We start from the raw sequence: 18031 nt of genomic DNA on the forward strand, positions 1-18031 counted from the left end.
GTTGCCGGTCCAGGTCACCTCGACCTCGTAGCGGTGCGTGCGGGGCCCTAGATCGGCTGCCATGGTTCCGTGGGTTGTTTTGTTCAAGCAGAAGACGGCATACGATATGAGCGCTAGTCTCGTGGGCTCGGAGATGTGTATAACAGAGAGGGCCAGGGCTGGGGCGAGGAAGCCGGGAAATCGAAAAAGACGGAGTGGGCAGGGGCCGTCGCGGCGCCGACCGGAGCGTGGTGACGGGCGGCCGGGGGGAGTCCGCGGCGGGCGAGGCGGGGTTACGCGGCCGGCGTCCGCCGGGCGGAGCGTCCGCCGAGTTGCATGAGGACCACATCGCCGGTGGCGGGTGCGGTGACGAACCGGCCCGTGTAGGGGGCGGTGTCGGTGTCCGTGCGCCGGGCGGTGAAGGTCAGGTCGCCGTGGAGCGCGAGGTCGGCGGTGAGTCCGGTGGCGTCGGTCAGGCGCAGGGCGGAGCCGTCGCCGCGGGTGCGGACCGCGAAGCGCGTGTCGCCGTTGCGATAGTCACCGGTGAAGCGGTCGGGACCCGTCGTCACGGCGGGTGCGGTGGAGACGGCGGGGCGGTGGTCGCCCACGGGTATGCCGTGCTCCCGCAGCGTGTCGACGAGGTCGGCCCACAGCAGGGTGCCGGTGGTCGCGTTGGTGGTCAACGCGACGGCGGTGCCGGTGGCCGGGTGGAAACGCAGGTGGGCGGTGCCGCCGTCGGCGGTGCCGTCGTGTCCGAGCCAGGTGCCGTCGGGCGAGGCGTAGTGGGCGAGGCCGAGGCCCCAGCCGTCGGCCATGCCGAAGGCGTCGGCGAGGGGGTCCCGGGCCGCCATCTCGGCACGGTCCGTGGCCGGGAGCAGGGTGTCGGCGTCGGGGTGGGTGCCCAGGTGCAGGGCGGCGAGTGCGACCAGGTCGTCGGCGCTCCCGGCGAGGCCGCTCGCAGGTGCCCAGCCGGCCGGTACGTACGGGTCGACGGGATGCGCGGTGCGCTCACGGCCGGCCCGTACGGCGTGGCCGTCGGCGAGGGTGCGCAGACCCGCCGCGAAGCCGCCGCTGAGGAACACCGGGTCGATGCCGAGCGGTCGTAAGAGGAAGTTCTCCACGACCGCCTGCCATTTCATGTCACTGGCGGTCTCGATGACACGTCCGACGACGTTGTAGCCGGTGTTCGAATAGGAGAAACAGTGACCCGGTTCGTGCAGGGGCGACGTGGTCGCGACGCTTGCCGTGTAGCGCGCCAGGGAGGATTCCCGTGCGTCGTCGAGTTCATGGTCGGCGACCAGTCCGGCGGTGTGACCGAGGAGGTGTCTCAGGGTGACGGTGGAAAACCTGTCGTCCTCCGCCCCGTCGAACTCCGCCAGATATTCGGCGACCGGGTCGTCCCATTCGAGATCTCCCTGGGCGACGAGCTGGGCGGCGACGGTCGCCGTGAATGCCTTGGTCACCGAACCCAGGGCGAAAGCGGTGTCCGCAGTCACCGGCCGGGTCGTTCCGACGCGTGTCACACCCGTGGTCACGGACAGGCTTTCCCCGGCCCGGTGGATGGTCAGCTGGGCGCCGGGAACCGAGTGGTCGTGCGTGAGCCTGCGCAGTCGGTCTGCCGCAAGTGGCGCTTCCACATCTCCCCCTTGATGAACGTCATGGGTACGGGTACCCGCACCGTGGGGGGTGCGGGTAGCCGTACCCCCACATCCTCGATGACCTGTTCAAAGAAAGGCAAGGAGTTTCGATTTAAGGAAAAAGTGCAGGTCAGATGGGTCGAGTTGACCAGGGGAGAGTGGCGGTCACCGTGGTCGGCCCACCAGGGGGACTCGTGACGTCCAACCGTCCGTCGAGGGCGGCCGCCCGGTCCTCCAGGCCGCGCAGACCCGTCCCGTCGGCAAGCGAGGCGCCGCCCGTGCCGTCGTCCGTCACCGAGACGATCAGCTGGTTGTCGCGCTCCTCCAGGTCGACCTGAATACGTGTGGCGGACGCGTGCTTGACCGTGTTCGCCAGGCATTCCGCGACGATGTAGTACGCGGTCGACTCCACGCTCACATCGGGGCGCCGATCGAGAGTGCTGGACACGGCGGCGGGCACGTGAAACCGCTCTGTCAGCGCGGTGACGGCCGCGTCGAGACCGCGGTCGCTCAGAATGGGCGGCTGAATTCCGTGTACCAGGTCCCGGATCTCATTGAGCGCCCTGCCGATTTCCTGGTGTGTTTCTTCGATGAGCGCATTCAGATACTCCACGTCGGTGCCCCGCCGGCGTTTCGCCTGCGAAAGGCGCATGAGCAGAACCGCCAGGCGCGCCTGTGCCCCGTCGTGCAAATCCCTTTCCAGACGACGGTAATCGGCGTCGTTGACCCGCAGGGCCGCGATGCGCTGGCGCTCGGCCGCCTGCTCCCGGAGCCGCGCCTCCGCCGCGTCGATACGGCTGAGGACGCGCCGCACCATCCGGGCACGCAGCTTGCCCATCCACAGCAGCACGCCCAGCAGCACCGAGAAGAGCACCACGGAGGCGACGGCGACCGACACCCGCGTGACCGCCCCGGTCACCGGCAGCGTCACGCCCGGCCCGAACGCGAGCTGCTCGGGCGGCCCGAGGGGCAGGGCGATGACGAACGCGATGACCGGGAACGCCAGTGTCGCCAGCGGCAGCAGCCAGACCGTGCCGAGCAACAGCAGTCCGAGGTAACCGATGTCGTCCCATCCCGGCTCGGCGGACCGGCGCTCGCGCTGCACCTCCCGGTCGGCCTCCGTGAACCGGTGCGACGGGTCACCGGGGTCGCCGACGACCGAGTGGGCGAGCAGGCGCTCCAGGTCGGCGACGGCTCGCAGCAGCGGCAGGCTGAACGACATGCCGTCGCGCAGGGCCGCCATCCGGGCCGGCACCTGCCGCAGCACCTCGCCCAGGGCGTGTTCGGTCCTCCTCGTCCGCCGCCGCGCCGCCGGCACGGCCCGCCGGACCACCGCCCCCGCGCCGCGCACGGCGACGACGACCGCCGTCGGAAGGCCGACGAGCAGGAGCCACGAGACGGCGCGCAGGGCCAGCGAGGCCGCCAGGAGGGGGGCCAGCAGCAAGCCGACCAGACTGCCCACGGAGAGATAGATCAGGCCGGCGGCCACACGGTGGGGAGCCGGGAATGTCATGGGACTACGGGCCATGGTGCGTCAGCCGGCTCAGTCCTTCAGCCTTTCCAGGCCTCGCAGATAGTCCAGTACGGCCAGCACCCGGCGATGATTCTCACCCGAGTTGGGAATCCGCAACTTGCCGAGGATCGAGGTGACGTGCTTTTCCACCGCGCGTTCGGATATGCCGAGGCGGTTCACGATTCCGCTGTTGGTCAGCCCCGTCGCCATGAGTTCGAGCACTTGGCGTTCGCGCGGCGTCAGTAACTCGCTGGCGCGTTTCTCCCGTGGACTTCCGATGAACTGCTTGAAGATGTCGGAGTCGAGGACGGTTTCCCCGCACCGCACCCGGTGCAGGGCGGCAAGGAATTCCTCGAAGTCCCCGACGCGCTGCTTCAGCAGGTACCCCGTCCCCGTCGGCGCGTGCCGGACCAGCTCCTCGGCGTAGGTGGGCTCCACGTACTGGGAAAGGAGCAACACCGCTGTGTCCGTGCCGAGTTTCTGTATCTCCAGGGCGGCGCGTATGCCCTCGTCCGTGAATGTGGGGGGCATGCGGACATCCATGATGACGACGTGCGGCCGGGTGGCCCGGACGACTTCCAGCACCCCCGTGGCGTCGCTCAGCGAAGCGACCACGTCGATTCCTTCGTCCGCCAGCAGCCTCGCCATCCCGGCTCGCAGGAGCGCGGAATCCTCGGCGATCGCGACGCGCATGGAGACTCCTGCTCGTTAGATCGTGCCGACCGACCACCGGGTCATGACGCCGCCCGATGGTGAAAGGGAATTGGAGCCGTGGGGGGCCATCAGCATAGGGGCGGCACGGTGGGTGACGCTACGCCGAACACGGTTCGACCACGGGGCGGCCGGGACTACCGGCGCGAAGCGACCATCATCACACCGGCTTGCCGCAGCAAACGACCGGTCGCGGCCAGACTCACCATCACGCCCGCGAGCACACACGCCGCCGTGAGCGCCGAGAGCATGCCCCACTCGACGGCCAGCGGCGCCTCGCCGCCGAGCACCGTCAGCGCCCCCCGGTAGGCCCGTGCCCCCATCGCCACCACTCCCGCCGCGATCAGCACGCCCAGCGTGGAGGTGGACAGCGTCTCCCACAGAGCCATGCGGCGCACCTGCCACGCACTGACCCCGAGCATCCGCATGCCCGCGATCTCCCCTCCGCGCCGGCTGTACGACATCACCAGCGTGCCCGCCACGGCGATCAGCGCGTACAGAGAAGCGGGCACCGTCAGCACACCCAGCACCAGCCGGTTGAGCCGGTCCTGGTCGGTCGCGGCCTCGCCGAACCACTGGGCCGACGGCACCACCCTGACCCGCTCGGCGCCCACCCGCGCGGTCAGTTCGGCTGCCACCGCCCGCGCCGAGCCCGCGGCCTCCTCGTCGAGCAGCACGGCGGCACGCGACGGGTCCGCGGCCGCATCCCGCGCACCGTCCGGCAGCAGGAGCGGAGGCACGGCCGACCCGCCGTCCAGCACCGCCACCACGCGGGCCTTGACCGGCCGGCCGCCGAACAGCCCGTAGGTCACCGTCGATCCCGCGCGATGCCCGTACCACTCGGCGAACTCCCGCGACACGGCGACGGTGCCGGGCCGCAGCGCTTCCAGCGATCCGTCGACCACGGAGATCCGGTGCGTGCGGGCCAGGGCGGCCGGGTCCTCGACCGCCGCCTGCTCCTTCCACACCGAGTCCGGGCCCGCCACCGCCACTTCCAGCGCGGAGGGCGCCGAGACGGCCGCCACCCGCGGGTCGGCGCGCAGCGCCCTCACGTCGTCCGCGCTCAGCGAGTCGCCCCGGGCGGGCTCCACGACGAGTTGGGCGACGGTACGCGCGCGGTCGTCCGCCTCCGTCGCCGCGCCCGTGGTCGACAGCACCGTCGTGAAGGCGCCGACGACCGCGAGGATCGCCAGCACCGGCCCCACCAGCGACGCCGTACGCCGCCGCGACGTGCGCACCGACTCCGCGGCCAGACGCCCGGCCACCGGGTCGGCCCAGCGCAGGGGCAGCGCCATCAGCGCTAGCAGCGGCGGCAGATACACCGGTCCCAGCAACGTGGCGGCAACCGCCAGCGCCATCGTGCCGAACAAGGCCAGCGGAGTCGCCGCCTCCGCCCCGGCGCCGGGGGCCAGCGCCAGCATCACCGCGCCGGTCACCAGCATCAGCACGCCCGTCACCGCGCGGCCCGCCGTCATGGTCCGGGCATCCAGGTCCGCCTCGCGCAGCGCCTCCGTCGGGCGGACCCGGGCGGCCCGCCTCGAGGCGGCCAGCGTTCCCAGCACGGCCATGAACAGGCCGCCGGCCGCCGCGAACACGAGCGGCCAGAGCAACGGTGGCTGCCGCAAATCAACGGGCGAAAGGCCCGTTCCGTTGAGCGCCTCCACGGTGACCGGCGCGGCCACGACGACGGCCGCGCACCCCGCGAGCGCGGCGGGCACCGCCACCGCCAGTGACTCGCCCAGCACCATCCGGCGCACCTGCGGCCCGCCAGCGCCCACCATGCGCAGCAACCCCATGTCACGGCGGCGCAGGGCGATACCGAACGCGCAGGTGCCGGTGATGACGAAGACCGTCACGAACGCGGACACCACCCCCGCCATCGCCAGCACACTCTGCACCCCACCGAGATCCAGGTCACCGCTGGACAGGGTGTGAGCCGTGCCGGTGCCGTCCGTGAGCGTCACCGACGGGTTCCCGGCCCGCGGCGACGTCGGCACCGCCCAGGTCGCGGCCAGGGCCGACGCGGACGTGCCGATCAGTGCCACGCCGAGAGCGAGGGCGACGAACGTACCGGCGAACAGGGCCCAGTAGTGCCGCACCGAGTACAGGGAGATCCGCCACATCACCGCTCCCACATGCTCAGCCGGCGGGCGACCGCGTCGGCCGTGGGGTGATCGAGCCGCCCCACGACCTGGCCGTCGGAGAGGAACACCACCCGGTCCGCGCATGCCGCGACCGCGGGGTCGTGGGTCACCATGACCACCGTGCGCCCCGCCCGGTCGACCACGGCGCGCAGCAGCTCCATGATCTGCCGGCCGCTGTGCCGGTCCAGGGAACCGGTCGGCTCGTCGGCGAAGACGATCTCCGGCTCGGCCACCAGCGTCCGCGCGATCGCGACCCGCTGCTGCTGGCCGCCGGACAACTGCGCGGGCCGGCGGTCGGCCTTGTCCGCCAGACCCACCTCGCGCAGCGCCTCCATGACCCGGTCCCGCTTCACCGACCGGCGCCGCAATCGCAGCGGCAGGGCCACGTTCTCGAACGCGGTCAGCATCGGCAGCAGGTTGAACTGCTGGAAGACGAAGCCGATCCGGCCGCGGCGCACCGCCGTGAGCTCCCGCTCGTCGCAGACGGCGAGGTCCGTGTCTCCGAGGAGGACCTTGCCGCTGTCGGGCCTGTCCAGGCCGGCCGCGCAGTTCAGCAGCGTCGTCTTGCCGGAGCCGGACGGCCCCATCACAGCGGTCAGGGCCCGCTGCGAAAAGCCGAGACTGACCTCGCGCAGCACCGGCACGCTGCCTGCGGCGCCCGGGTAGCTCTTGGAGACGGCGGCCAGCTGGACGGCCGGCAGTTGGATGTCGGTGAGCAGAGACATGCTCCCAGTCCAGCAGCGCGGGCCGCCCGGGTCAGTGGAGCTGCAAAGAGTCCTGGAAGGCGGGTTTTCCCTACCGTCCGCCGAGGCCGGCGGCCCATTAGAGTGACCGGCGGACTTGCCCGCGCACGGCCCCGGAGGATACGCACCATGACCGTCGCCGTCTGGGAGGCTCTGCGAGAACGCCCCCTGCGTTTCGCCCTCTCCACCTGGCCGCTGCGGTGCTGGGCGTTCCTGCTGAGCGGCACGGTCGTGGGCTTCTTCGCCCTGCTCCTGCTGACGGTCCTCCTCTTCGTGGGGGTGGGACTGTCCGTCGTGGGCGTCGGGTTGCTCGTCCTCATGGGAGTCGCTGTGCTGGGCATTCCCGTCGCCGCGCTGGAACGGCACCGGTTACGGCTCGTCGAACCGGAACCGCTCCTCGACCCCCACGGTTCGCTCCCCGGCACGGGCGCCTGGCCCTGGCTGCGCACCCGGCTGCGCGAGCGGGCCACCTGGCGGGAACTGGGGTACACCCTCGCCCTGGGCGTGGTCTTCACCGCCACGGGGATCGGCTTCGCCGCCCTGCTGGGCCTGTCGGTGCTGCTGACGGCGACTCCGGTCATCGTGTGGGCGATCGCACCCGACACCGTGATGCTGGTGCCCGGCCGGCCCATCTCCGATCCCTTCGCGGCCCTGCCCGGCAGCGCCGCGGGCCTTCTCGGACTGCTCGTCTCCGCATACGTGGGCGGACTCCTCGCCGGCGCGCAGGTGTGGGTCGCCCAGTCCCTGCTGTCGGCGCGGGACGAGGACTTGAGCACGCGGGTCATCGAACTGACCCGTTCCCGGGCCCGGTTGGTCGACGCGTTCGAAGCGGAGCGGCGACGCATCGAACGCGATCTGCACGACGGCGCCCAGCAGCAACTCGTGGCGCTCAGCATGACGTTGGGACTGGCCGAACTGGAGCTGCGCGGCCAGGACTCGCCGGCCACCCCCCTCATCGCCCGCGCCCGGGGCGAGGCCCGCCAGGCACTGGACCAGCTGCGTTCCCTGGTGCGCGGCATCCACCCCCAGGTCCTCACCGACCACGGACTGCCGGCCGCCGTGTCCGAACTGGCCCTGCGCAACCCGATCCCGGTGACCGTGGACGTGCACCTGCCGGACCGGTTGCCGTCGGCGGTCGAGACGACGGCCTACTTCACCGTCACCGAGGCGCTGACGAATGCCTCCAAGCACAGCGGCGCCGACCAAGTCAGCGTCGTCGGCCGGCTGCGCGACGACAAACTGGTCCTGCTCATCACCGACAACGGGCATGGCGGCGCGGAGCCGTCAGCCGGAGCCGGTCTGCAAGGATTGGCGGACCGTGTGGCCATTCTCAAAGGGAGACTCGTCGTGACCAGTCCCGTCGGTGGACCGACCCAACTGCGGGTGGAGGTGCCGTGCTCCGCGTAGTGCTCGCCGAGGACGCCGTCCTGCTGCGTGCCGGTCTGGTGGAGTTGCTGTCCCGAGTCGGACACGTGGTGACCGCCGCCGTCGGGGACGCCGTAGAACTGGCGCGAGCCGTGGACGCCGACCGGCCGGACGTGGTCATCACCGATGTGCGGATGCCGCCCGGGTTCCGCGACGAAGGGCTGAAGGCGGCACTGGAACTGCGCAGCCGGCACCCGGGCCTGCCGGTCGTGGTGCTGTCGCAGTACGTCGCCACGGCCTACGCGACGCAGTTGTTCAGCGGCGCTGCGTCGGCCGAGGGAGGGCTCGGTTACCTGCTGAAGGACCGGGTCGGCGAGGTCACCGACTTCCTCGACGCGCTGGACCGCGTGGCCGGCGGGCAGACCGTGATCGACCCGGAGGTGGTCCGGGTGCTGCTCCAGCAGCGGACCGCCGACGAACCGCTGCAGCGCCTCACGCCCCGCGAGCGGGAGGTGCTGGCTCTCATGGCGGAGGGGCTCAACAACCAGGCGATTGCGCAGCGGCTCACCATCACGGAGGCGTCGGTGGTCAAGCACTCGAGCAACATCTTCATGAAGCTGGATCTCGACCCGGCCGAGGGCAACCGGCGCGTCCTGGCGGTCCTCGCCCACCTCCGCCGGGAGGCCCCGCAGGTCTGACCGGGGCACCGACGGCTGCCCGGGGGAGGGCCGGAGCCGTGTCAGCCCTCCCCGTCGCCCCGGCCGGGCACGGCCGTCTCGAGGTCGGCGCCCGGGGACAGCAGTCGCGTCAGCCGTTGCGCCGACGCGTCCCAGGACCACTGTGAAGCCACCCATGCCCGGCCGGAATCGCTCATCGCCGCGGCCCTCTCGGGGGTGCGCAGGATCCCGGACACGGCGCGGGCCACGGCCCCGGTGTCCGCGCCGTCCACGACGGTGCCCGTCACCCCGTCGACGACCGCGTCCGGCGCACCCCCCGAGTCCCCGGCGACCACGGGCAGTCCGCTGGCCGCCGCCTCCAGGAACACGATGCCGAGCCCCTCCGCCTCGAGCCCGGCCTTCCGGGTCCGGCACGGCATGGCGAACACGTCCGCCGCCGCGTAGTACGGGGCCGTCGCCTCGTGGTCCAGCCCGCCGACGAACACCACGTGTCCGTCGGCGTGCCGGCGCGCGAGCTTGCGCAGCCGCTCCTCCTCCGGGCCGCTGCCCACGATCACCAGCACCGCCTCCGGCACGGCCCGCCGTATGGCGGGCAGCGCCCGTATCAGCATGTCCTGCCCCTTGCGCCGGACCAGCCGCGAGACGCACAGAACGACCTTGCGGCCCACGATGCCGTGCCGCTCCCGGATCTCCCGGGCCCGGCCGGAGACGGGCAGGAACGCCGCCGGGTCCACGCCCGGAACCAGCCGTACCAGTGCGGCCCGCGGCCCCAGCGCCGGCGCGATGCGGCGCCGGGTGTACTCGCCGAGGTACGTCACGGCGTCCACGTGCTCGCCGATGCGCCGCATCACCCGCCTGGCGCCCGGTGTGCGCGCCCACCAGATCTCGTGACCGTGCGTCGTGGCGACCATCCGCCGTATCCCACCGCGCCGCAGTGCGGGCGCCATCGCCGCGAGCGGTGCGGCGGCCCCGAACCAGACCCGGTCGCAGCCGTGCCGCCGGGCGATCTCCAGAGTGCGGCGGGTCACCCTGGGGGTGGGCAGCAGCAGGCGGCTGGGGTCCCGGAGAACCGGGAACGGCAGAGTGGCGTCGTACGCGGCGGCACCCGGCTCGCTGGAGGTGTAGACGACCACGTCGTTGCCCGGGACGCGGGTCGCCATGGCGTGGACGAAGGTCTCGATGCCGCCTTGGCGGGGCGGGAAGTCGTTGGTGACGATCAGGGTGGTGCCCATGGTGGTCGCTGCCTCCGGGAAGGGGGTGGTCACGCGGTGAAGAGGTAGTTGCGACAGTCGTCGGTGACGTGGGAAACGGGGACCCAGTGGCCGTGCCGCCGGCGATGGGCCTGGTAGCCGAAGCCGCGCAAGTGCCGCAGGACATCAGCCGGATGCACGCCGTACTTCGCCAGGTGACGGCGCTCGATCTCCAGCAGCAGCGTGGGCCGGTGGCGGCGCAGCGTGGCCGAGCCGCCCTTCAGAACCGCGAGTTCGGTTCCTTCGACGTCGGCCTTGACGAACGCCAGCCGCTCCAGGCCGCTCTCGCGGGCCAGCTGATCGAGGGTACGGACGGGCGCCACCACGGTGCGGGAGGCGCGGAACTCGGCATTGGGGCCCGGCCCGTGAGCGCCCTCGGTGAGGTAGGCCCGGCCGTGTACGGGCAGCCCTCGCCGTACCGGCAGGCTGAGCCTGCCGCGCCCGCACCGGTCACCCAGGGCGGCACGGTGCACGGTGACGTTGCGGGCACCCAGGAGCCGCGCGGTGACCTGCAGCCAGCGACAGGGGCCGGGCAGCGGCTCGACGCTGTGCACCCGGCCGGACGGCCCGGCCAGGGCGGCCAGCACCCAGGTGTAGAGCCCGTACTCGGCTCCCGCGTCCACGCACACCGACCCCGCCGGCACGAACGCCCGCAGACCCGCCACCTCGTCCTCGACGAACGGGAACCGGTGGGCGCTCCACCGCAGGGTGGCCCCGACCGCCGCGGTGCGACGGGCCCTCACCGAGCACCCCGCGCGGCGGGAACCGGGGCCGGGCGCGCAGGACGGGAGGTCCGTACGACGAGGTCGTGCGCGGGCCTCTCACGGTGGGCGCCGCCCACCAGCCGGGCGAGCACGGCCAGGGTGACCGGCAGGGCGAGATACCCGAAGCGCCCGGCCGGCGCGAGGAGGAACGCGACGCACAGGCCGACGGCAAGCCGGTCGGCGGCCGACACGAGGTCGTGCGGAGGCCGGACCAGGAGGGACACGAAGACGGCCAGCCCACCGGCCAGCAGCAGTGCGACCGCCGCGTACCAGCCGGCCGGCCCGAGGTCGGCGAGCAACCGGCCCGGCAGCGGACTGGCCGCCGGGGTCTCGAACGGCCCGCGCCCGGTCGGGAAGGCGAACACCTGCTGCACCAGGGGCCCCGGTGACAACAGCACGCTCGGCAGAACGAGCAGGACGGTGCCCCCCACCGCCACGCCCGCCCCGCGCACGGCCGCCCGGGTCCCCGCGTGGTGGGCGAGCAGCGTCACGGCGACCGCGACGGCGGGCCAGGCCGTCCACTTGAGGGAGCAAGCGGCGGCGAGCGCCAACCCGGCGGCCACCGGCCGCCGTCGTGCCGCGAACGCCAGCGTGAGGAACAGCAGTCCGGTCAGCGGCAGGTCCACGCCACTGACGCAGAGCGGAAGCGCCACGGCCGGCGAGGCGACGAACGCGCCGACCGCGCAACCACGCGATGCGCCGCCGCCGACCGCCGAGGGGCCGTCGGCCGGGCGCCGGATCGCGCGCCGCGTGGCCCACAGACAGCCGAGGAACGCCACGGCGCACCAGAGCCGGGCGTCACCCAGCAGCCGGGGCAGGGGGCCACCCTCGCCCAGCACCGCGCGCGGCAGCCCGAACACGGCCATGCCCGGCAGGTACGGGGTGACCTCGCCCACCGTGTGCGGTTCGGGCAGGTACGGCGTGGCCTGGCGCAAGGTCAGCAGCCCGGAGCGCTCGACCACGCCGACCTCGCTCTGCGCCGTGCCGGTCAGCACCAGGAGCACGAAGGGCACGACGACGGCCCCACCGAGGGCCAGGCAGACCGAGACGGCGCGGCCGCGCGGGCGCGACGACAGCGCGGCGACCGCCGCGCAGAGGTAACCCAGGCAGGCGCTCATGCCCCACACACGGTGCGGCTCGGGTGCCATGATGAACGGAAAGACAGCGGCCCAGGCGGCTGCCACGAGCCAGCCGCCGCACCACAATTTCCGCTTGTCCGGACGAAGTTGACCCCGATGAATCAGCACTCGTCCATTGCATCCGGAGCGTCGGATCAGGTCATGACGGCCAGGTCGAGACCTGACGGTCGGGTTTCCCCCACCATCGGGCGTCCCGTCGCGCAGGGTCGGGGGTCACGGAGTCAGCCCTGACACGGCGGCTGTCGCGCGAGTTCGGCGGCGACCTCGTCGGCCGTCGGATGGTCGATCTTGCCGACCACACGACCGCCGAGGAGGAAGACGGCCCGGTCCGCGCAGGCCGCAGCCGCCGGATCGCGTGTGCCCATGACGACGGTGCGTCCGGCCCGCTCCACCAGGGTGCGCAGCACATCCATGATCCGGCGCGCCCCGGCGTGGTCGAGCGCGTCCGTCGGTTCGTCGATGAACAGGATCCTGGGGCCCGCCGGCAGGGTTCTGGCGATGGCGACGCGCTTGAGCTGCTCGGCGGAGAGCCCGTCCGGGTACCGCCCGGCCTCTTCATCGAGGCCCACGTGGCGCAGCGCCTCCATGGCGGCCGCCCGTCGGGCTCTGCGGCCGCCGGCGTACGACGCCTGGGCCACGTTCTCACACGTGGTGAGCGCCGGGTCCAACTCGGGCTGCCGAGGGACGAAGAGACCCCGAAGTTCCGTGAGCTCCTGATCGTCCATGGCCTCCAGCTCCCGGGAGCCCTTGAACACCTTGCCCCGGTGCGGCCGTTCCAGGCCCGAGGCGCACCGCAGAAGGGCGCTCTTGCCCGCCCCGGAGGGACCCACGACCGCGGTGAGGGTTCGCTCCGGGAAGCCCACACTTGCTTCGAGGAGTGCCCCGCCACGGCCGGCGGCGCCGCGGCGGTCGACGGAGACCCTGACCAACTGGACAACGGGGAGACGGACATCGGTTATCTGCGACATATCGGGCAGCCCTCGTCGAAGTCGGGATCTGGGGATCCCAGTGCAACAGGGCGGCCGGGGAGAGGCAGTAGACCTGGCAGGAGAGTTCCGGGGCGGGTTTCCCCCACCCTTTGAGCTGTCTCAAAGTCATCAGCAGGGGATCACCGGGTTCTAGGATCGGATGCGTCGTGTGATCTCGAAGGAGCCAGAACAGCTGTGACTGACGGACGAGTTGTTGTCCTGACCGGTGGAGGCTCGGGCATCGGGGAGGCCACTGCCCGGCTGTTGCGCGAAGGAGGTCACCATGTGGTCGTCTCGGGCCGGCGGAGCGAGCCGTTGCGCCGTCTCGAGAAGGAGATCGGGGTGCTTGCGCACCCCTCCGACGTGAGGGACCCGGAGGCCGCCGACGGTCTCGTCCAGGCGGCCCTGGCCGCGTACGGCCGACTCGACGGACTCGTGCTCAACGCCGGCATCGGGCGCGGCGGGTCCGTGGGCGACCTGTCGTTGGAGGACTGGGACGAGGTGATGCGCACCAACGTCACCGGTCCGCTGCTGCTTCTGCGCGCCGCGATCCCGCACCTGCTGGAGGCGAGGGGGGCGGTGGTCGCCGTCGCTTCGGTGTCCGCCCTGCGCAACGGTACGAGCAACGCCCCGTACGCCACGTCCAAGGCGGCCCTGCTCCAACTCTGCCGTTCGGTCGCCGTCGACTACGGGCGTCAGGGGGTGCGGGCCAACATCGTGTGTCCGAGCTGGGTGAGAAGCGAGATGGCCGACCGCCGCATGGCGCGCTTCGCCGCCGAGGCGGACCTGCGGGGTGAGGGCGTGGACGGTGCCTATGAGGAGGTGACCGGACTTCTTCCCCTGGGGCGTCCGGGTGAGCCGCGTGAGATCGCGGAAGCCATCGGCTGGCTGCTGTCCCCGGCGGCGTCCTATGTGAACGGCGCCGTGCTCACCGTCGACGGCGGGGCGACGGCCCTGGATCCCGGGACGCTGGCGTTCGACTTCCGTGTCGCGCCCCGTCACGACGAGGCACCCGGCACTCCCCGGTAGCGGCCCGGCCCCGTGGCTGCCGTGCCGCCCGCCCGTCACTCGCGGTGGGGCGGTGCCACCGCGTCGACTCGCTCGTCGTGCCAGGGCAGCGCGTCCGTCATCGACGGCCACATCCGGGCGATCCCCAGCAGGGTCGCGGGGCTGCCGTGCTCCACACCGGGCAGCGGACGGGGGACGGACGGGGGCGCATCGACGAGCTTGGCCCGTCGGGCTTGGCCCAGCGCTCCGGCCAGTGCGGCGGCGGCGAGCCGATGGTCCGGCACCCCGGCCTGCCGCGCATGCCGTTGCGCCTCTTCATAGGCGCCGGGTTGGACGAATCGCTGCAGATCCAGGAGCGCGTCGTAGGTCTCGATCGTCTGCCGGTGAGCCTGCAGCGCAAGCGGGGACCGCGGTCGCAGGACCTCCTGGAGCCTGGTCCGCTGTGGGCTGGAGAGCGCTACCTGGGGCACCGCCGAAACAAGATCGCGCCACAGTGGCCACAGACGCCAGGTGACACGCAGGGCGCTCCATGACCGGACGAGGGCGGTGGCGGTGGTGACGAGCAGCGATGCCGCCCTGATGCAGCCGTGGACGCCGATGATCAGGGACAGGTAGGGGAGCAGGGCGGAGCTGCCACCGTAGAGGTGCCAGAGGTAGCCGCACCAAAATGCGAGCGCGAGGACGCTTCCGGCGGCGAACAGCCGCAGCGACCAGACGAGATCGCGATCCCCGGTACGCAGGCTGTACGACCAGCAGACCACGAGCGCGACGGCGTCACCGACCAAGTGGGCCACGATGAGGATCAACCAGTAGGAGAACGCCGGGTCGGCCGGCCCCTGGACGGATGCGACACTCTCGCGCGGGTGGTCGCCCTGCAGCAGGTCCAGGGCGACCAACGCGCCCATCACCGTCGTCAGCCCCGCCGCCACGGTGAGACGCAGGTGGCGTACCCGGGTGGAACCGACCATGAAGAGAAGGACCAGCCCGGCACTGAGGACGCCGATCAGGTTCCGGGTCAGGGCGACCGTGTGCAGTTCCACGCCGGCGTGCGTGAGCCGGCCGACGACCTCGGGCTGGAACAGCGTGATGGCGACGGCCGCGGCCAGGACCGTCAGCCACAGCCCCCGCTGGTGCGGTTGGCGCAGCGCGGGCCGGGCACGCAGGACGAGGGCGAACCACATGGTGACGATGCTGAGGAGCCCCACCTTGGTCGCCAGCTCAGATGCCGACATCGTCCGTCACTCCCAGGAACGCGCCGAGACGGCCGAGAGAGCCGGCCACCGGTCCGGTCTTCCCGGCGCTCTGTATCAGGCTGGCGATCATCTCGGCTTCTTGTTCCTCGGCGGTCGTGTAACTGGTCCGAGCCATCAGCCGCTTCACGAGATGGGGTTGCAGACCGCTGAGGAGCCGGTCCGTCAGCTCGTCGCCCGGGTCCGTGATGCCCCGATGGTGGTCGCACAGGACGTGGCCGATCTCGTGCAGGATGATGTGCTCCCGGTGGAGAGGCGCGGTCCGGGCCTCGTAGAAGACGTAGTCGGCGTCGTCGGTGCCCAGCCAGAGGCCACAGGCTCCGGCGATCGCTGCCTGCTCGGGCAGTTCCTTCAGAACGAGCGGGCGGCCTCTGAGTTCCTCCACCCGCTCACGGATCGCGTCGAAGGAAAGGGAGCGGTGCACCCCGAGATCACGCAGGATCGCCGCACACTTCCGTTGTAACCTGGCGTATTCCCCCGTTCGTCTCACCTGCTGTCACCCCCGTCCCGGATGACAGAAACGCGAAAGACGCCTGAACGCTTGCATGAGCGGGCTTCGTCCCTCTTGCTCTCACTGGTCGTGGCTGCCCCGACTTTCCGCATGGTTTCACCGGCCGGGACGCTGCTGTCCTCCTGCGGAGTCGGACTCGTTGGACATCGCGTTCACGAGTGCGAGAAGCGCGTCGAGCCCTGCCTCCGACAACCCGTCGGCACGGAAGGCCAGCGTTCGGACCTTGCTGTTGCCCAGGGCGACGGCGAACTCCATCTGGCGCCTCACTCTCTCGGAGACCTCCTCATCGGTGAAGTAGTCCGGCGTGACGCCGAAATGCTCCGCCAGCACCCGGAGGTGGTCGCGTGTCACGTTCCGCTTCCGGCCCGTCGTCAGCTCCCAGAGGTAGGTGGCCGAGAACGTCCGCCCCGTGCTCTGGCGGATCTCCTCCGCGATCTTGCTGTAGGGAGGACGGTTGCCCCGGTAGTAGGCGTTGACGATGTCTTCAAGCCGTCGGGCCAGGGATGACGGGCCTGTCGTGCCGTTGTCGCCGTTGCTGCTGCTGGCCAAGTCTCCAACTCCCGGGCGCGATAACACGTCTGTGTCCAGCGGACAGGATAGGACATCCAACTTACGCAGCGACCCGCCGCCTTGCCCACTCCCTCCAGGCGCGCGGCCCCCCTTTGGCTCAAAACATTCCCTGCGCTGCGTGTGGGGGAGTGGGTGGAGGGGATGGCGACCGAAGGGGGCACCGGGGGTGCCCAGCGGATCAGTTGACACCCTTTCATCCGCTGAGTACGGTCCCCGAGTGCTTGCGTCGTACCAGGGGGAATCACGGGGATGACATCCGTACCGGAGCCGGCGGGATCCGACGCAGAACCGCACACCGGCCTCGTCAAGTGCTCAAAAGCCCCGCGGGCTCTGCCGTGCCCGACCACCGGCAGCGCTCGACGTCTCCCCGCCGGTTCGGCACACGAACCGCACGAGCCGAGTTGAGGAGACAGCGCATTGGTCTGCATGCATCTCACGGTGAAGGACCTTTCCCGCATCCGCTTCGTCGGCTCTCTCGGACTGGATCTCGAAGTCCGGTTCGCCCAGCTCAGATACGCGGACACGCGACCGGACGAATTCGCGGACTGGCGCATGAAGGTGCGGAGAAAACTGCGCCACGCGAGCCCTTCCGGCACGCCGGGCAACGGATTCCTGCGACGTGCGCCGGGAGCGGCGCCCCACGCCGACACCCGGCGCTTCAGCTCGGTGGCCGTGGTGCCCTTCTGGGGACGCATACGCAACCACCTGGAGCAGGAACGAGAAGCGCGCGGCCGCGCCGTTCTCTCCGGCGGTGTGGAAAGCCTCCTCAACGAGTTGCACCCCTCCATCAGTTGGCACGCACCCCTGCTCCACGTGGACGACCAACAGGAGGAGCAGCGAGCCGACCCGCTCGGGGAGGGCCTGGTCATCGCTCCGTCGCTGTTCGCGCCCGGGCCGATGGTCCTCGACGCGGAGACGGGCGGCCAGGACGCCCCCGTCCTCGTCTACAACGTCAGCCCCACCACCGACACCGCCGCCGGACTCTGGCAACAGCAGGAGGAGGACCGGACCGCTGCCCTGAGCGACCTCCTCGGGCACACCCGCGCGAACGTCCTCGAATCCCTGCGGTCGCCCGTGTCCATCAGCGAGATATCCCGCCGTCTCGACCTCTCCCACCCCTCCGTCAGCAGACATCTGGGTGTCCTGCGCAGATCCGGGATGGTCGCGGCCGAACGCCGGGACAACCTGACCCTGCATCGCCTGACACATCTCGGCGAGGCGGTACTCGGCCGGAGGGACTGACCGGTCTCGGCGACGGCCGGGACGCCCGGACCCTTCGCGGCCTCATGGTGCCCGCGGGTCTGTCTCGGCCAGGGCCTCCGCTTCGTGGGTGCGTCGGGTGCCGGCGGTGAACTCGCGCGTGTACGTCGCCTCGTCCATCGTGGCGCGCAGGCGGGCCGCGATGCGTTCCACGTCGCCCCCCCGTTCCGCCGGGGGGTGCGGGGCGCCGGCCCGTTCGCGGGTCGCCGCCGCCGTGCCGAGGAGGCGGGTCGCCCGTTCCCCCTCGCCGGACAGGGAGTACGCGCCCGCCAGCCCTTCGAGGGCCAGGGCGACCGAGCGGGGGTCCTTGGTTGTCGCGGCGACGGCGAGGCCGTCCCGGTGGTAGGCCAGGGCCCGGTCGGCGTCGCCGCGCTGTTCGGCGATGAAGCCCAGTCCGGCCAGGACCAGCGCGAGGCCAGGGCCGTCACCGCGGCGGCGGTTCCAGGCGAGCCAGGGGTGGTTGTCAGGCGCTGATCGGAGGGGTTCGACGCTACGTCGTCCCGACCGTCGGAACGGCACCACATGCTTTGCTGCAAAGTCGG

At 71.6% G+C, this 18031-nt stretch carries 17 protein-coding genes; 4 read left to right on the forward strand and 13 right to left on the reverse strand.

What is annotated here, in order from left to right; genetic code table 11:
• Positions 1 to 272: 272 nt before the first annotated feature.
• From C1J00_RS09120 to C1J00_RS09140, 5 genes are all read right to left on the reverse strand, one after another.
• The gene (locus C1J00_RS09120; RefSeq protein WP_102908528.1) at positions 273 to 1616 is read right to left on the reverse strand and encodes a serine hydrolase domain-containing protein; all 1344 of its coding nucleotides are present in this window, start codon (positions 1614 to 1616) and stop codon (positions 273 to 275) included.
• 130 nt (positions 1617 to 1746) lie between these two features.
• A complete protein-coding gene (locus tag C1J00_RS09125) occupies positions 1747 to 3129 on the reverse strand; it encodes a sensor histidine kinase (protein ID WP_102908529.1) in 1383 nt (460 codons plus the stop codon).
• Positions 3130 to 3159: 30 nt separating this feature from the next.
• Complete coding sequence (locus C1J00_RS09130) at positions 3160 to 3822, reverse strand: response regulator transcription factor (protein WP_102908530.1); 663 nt, start codon at positions 3820 to 3822, stop codon at positions 3160 to 3162.
• A gap of 155 nt (positions 3823 to 3977) precedes the next feature.
• Positions 3978 to 5963 (reverse strand): FtsX-like permease family protein, encoded by a 1986-nt coding sequence (locus tag C1J00_RS09135; RefSeq protein WP_102908531.1) that lies wholly within the window; start codon positions 5961 to 5963, stop codon positions 3978 to 3980.
• Positions 5963 to 6709: an ABC transporter ATP-binding protein gene (locus C1J00_RS09140; RefSeq protein WP_102908532.1), complete on the reverse strand. Its 747-nt coding sequence runs from the start codon at positions 6707 to 6709 to the stop codon at positions 5963 to 5965. The genes C1J00_RS09135 and C1J00_RS09140 overlap by 1 nt, the downstream gene beginning before the upstream one ends.
• 147 nt (positions 6710 to 6856) lie before the next feature.
• On the opposite strand from C1J00_RS09140, the gene C1J00_RS09145 reads away from it, so the two are divergent.
• The gene (locus C1J00_RS09145; protein ID WP_102908533.1) at positions 6857 to 8134 is read left to right on the forward strand and encodes a sensor histidine kinase; all 1278 of its coding nucleotides are present in this window, start codon (positions 6857 to 6859) and stop codon (positions 8132 to 8134) included.
• Positions 8122 to 8790, forward strand: coding sequence for a LuxR C-terminal-related transcriptional regulator (locus tag C1J00_RS09150; protein WP_102908534.1), 669 nt, complete (start codon positions 8122 to 8124; stop codon positions 8788 to 8790). The genes C1J00_RS09145 and C1J00_RS09150 overlap by 13 nt, the downstream gene beginning before the upstream one ends.
• A 41-nt stretch (positions 8791 to 8831) precedes the next feature.
• On the opposite strand, the gene C1J00_RS09155 is transcribed toward C1J00_RS09150, so the two are convergent.
• The 4 genes from C1J00_RS09155 to C1J00_RS09170 form a co-directional block, all read right to left on the reverse strand.
• A complete protein-coding gene (locus C1J00_RS09155) occupies positions 8832 to 10001 on the reverse strand; it encodes a glycosyltransferase family 4 protein (protein ID WP_102908535.1) in 1170 nt (389 codons plus the stop codon).
• A 29-nt stretch (positions 10002 to 10030) separates the two neighbouring features.
• Entirely contained in the window at positions 10031 to 10762 is a 732-nt protein-coding gene (locus C1J00_RS09160; RefSeq protein ID WP_102908536.1) for an FkbM family methyltransferase, read from the reverse strand.
• The gene (locus C1J00_RS09165) at positions 10759 to 11931 is read right to left on the reverse strand and encodes a glycosyltransferase 87 family protein (RefSeq protein WP_245936275.1); all 1173 of its coding nucleotides are present in this window, start codon (positions 11929 to 11931) and stop codon (positions 10759 to 10761) included. The genes C1J00_RS09160 and C1J00_RS09165 overlap by 4 nt, the downstream gene beginning before the upstream one ends.
• A gap of 212 nt (positions 11932 to 12143) precedes the next feature.
• Positions 12144 to 12890 carry an ATP-binding cassette domain-containing protein gene (locus C1J00_RS09170; protein ID WP_102908538.1) on the reverse strand — a complete coding sequence of 249 codons (747 nt, stop codon included), beginning with the start codon at positions 12888 to 12890 and terminating at the stop codon, positions 12144 to 12146.
• A 195-nt stretch (positions 12891 to 13085) separates the two neighbouring features.
• On the opposite strand from C1J00_RS09170, the gene C1J00_RS09175 reads away from it, so the two are divergent.
• On the forward strand, positions 13086 to 13919 hold the full coding sequence (locus C1J00_RS09175) for an SDR family NAD(P)-dependent oxidoreductase (RefSeq protein ID WP_102908539.1): 834 nt from the start codon (positions 13086 to 13088) through the stop codon (positions 13917 to 13919).
• 35 nt (positions 13920 to 13954) lie between these two features.
• On the opposite strand, the gene C1J00_RS09180 is transcribed toward C1J00_RS09175, so the two are convergent.
• From C1J00_RS09180 to C1J00_RS09190, 3 genes are all read right to left on the reverse strand, one after another.
• Positions 13955 to 15130, reverse strand: a complete 1176-nt coding sequence (locus tag C1J00_RS09180) for an MAB_1171c family putative transporter (protein WP_102908540.1) — start codon at positions 15128 to 15130, stop codon at positions 13955 to 13957.
• Positions 15117 to 15572, reverse strand: a complete 456-nt coding sequence (locus tag C1J00_RS09185) for a regulator component (protein ID WP_245936276.1) — start codon at positions 15570 to 15572, stop codon at positions 15117 to 15119. Before C1J00_RS09185 ends, C1J00_RS09180 begins: the two co-directional genes overlap by 14 nt.
• A 183-nt stretch (positions 15573 to 15755) precedes the next feature.
• A complete protein-coding gene (locus tag C1J00_RS09190) occupies positions 15756 to 16208 on the reverse strand; it encodes a hypothetical protein (protein ID WP_102908542.1) in 453 nt (150 codons plus the stop codon).
• A gap of 447 nt (positions 16209 to 16655) precedes the next feature.
• Between C1J00_RS09190 and C1J00_RS09195 the strand changes: the two genes are divergently transcribed.
• The gene (locus tag C1J00_RS09195; RefSeq protein WP_245936277.1) at positions 16656 to 17471 is read left to right on the forward strand and encodes a winged helix-turn-helix domain-containing protein; all 816 of its coding nucleotides are present in this window, start codon (positions 16656 to 16658) and stop codon (positions 17469 to 17471) included.
• Between the two features lie 42 nt (positions 17472 to 17513).
• Here the strand turns inward: C1J00_RS09195 and C1J00_RS09200 are convergent, their stop codons facing one another.
• Positions 17514 to 18008, reverse strand: a complete 495-nt coding sequence (locus C1J00_RS09200; RefSeq protein WP_146046159.1) for a hypothetical protein — start codon at positions 18006 to 18008, stop codon at positions 17514 to 17516.
• Positions 18009 to 18031: the final 23 nt, after the last annotated feature.

This window comes from Streptomyces cahuitamycinicus (assembly GCF_002891435.1).
Lineage (GTDB): Bacteria > Actinomycetota > Actinomycetes > Streptomycetales > Streptomycetaceae > Streptomyces > Streptomyces cahuitamycinicus.

What these genes read in the sequence shown, in the direction of transcription:
- C1J00_RS09145 (WP_102908533.1), top strand. Translation starts at nt 6,857, where the DNA reads ATGACCGTCGCCGTCTGGGAGGCTCTGCGAGAACGCCCCCTGCGTTTC.
- C1J00_RS09170 (WP_102908538.1), bottom strand. Translation starts at nt 12,890, where the DNA reads ATGTCGCAGATAACCGATGTCCGTCTCCCCGTTGTCCAGTTGGTCAGG.
- C1J00_RS09135 (WP_102908531.1), bottom strand. Translation starts at nt 5,963, where the DNA reads ATGTGGCGGATCTCCCTGTACTCGGTGCGGCACTACTGGGCCCTGTTC.
- C1J00_RS09130 (WP_102908530.1), bottom strand. Translation starts at nt 3,822, where the DNA reads ATGCGCGTCGCGATCGCCGAGGATTCCGCGCTCCTGCGAGCCGGGATG.
- C1J00_RS09125 (WP_102908529.1), bottom strand. Translation starts at nt 3,129, where the DNA reads ATGACATTCCCGGCTCCCCACCGTGTGGCCGCCGGCCTGATCTATCTC.
- C1J00_RS09165 (WP_245936275.1), bottom strand. Translation starts at nt 11,931, where the DNA reads ATGGCACCCGAGCCGCACCGTGTGTGGGGCATGAGCGCCTGCCTGGGT.
- C1J00_RS09195 (WP_245936277.1), top strand. Translation starts at nt 16,656, where the DNA reads ATGCATCTCACGGTGAAGGACCTTTCCCGCATCCGCTTCGTCGGCTCT.
- C1J00_RS09140 (WP_102908532.1), bottom strand. Translation starts at nt 6,709, where the DNA reads ATGTCTCTGCTCACCGACATCCAACTGCCGGCCGTCCAGCTGGCCGCC.
- C1J00_RS09155 (WP_102908535.1), bottom strand. Translation starts at nt 10,001, where the DNA reads ATGGGCACCACCCTGATCGTCACCAACGACTTCCCGCCCCGCCAAGGC.
- C1J00_RS09180 (WP_102908540.1), bottom strand. Translation starts at nt 15,130, where the DNA reads ATGTCGGCATCTGAGCTGGCGACCAAGGTGGGGCTCCTCAGCATCGTC.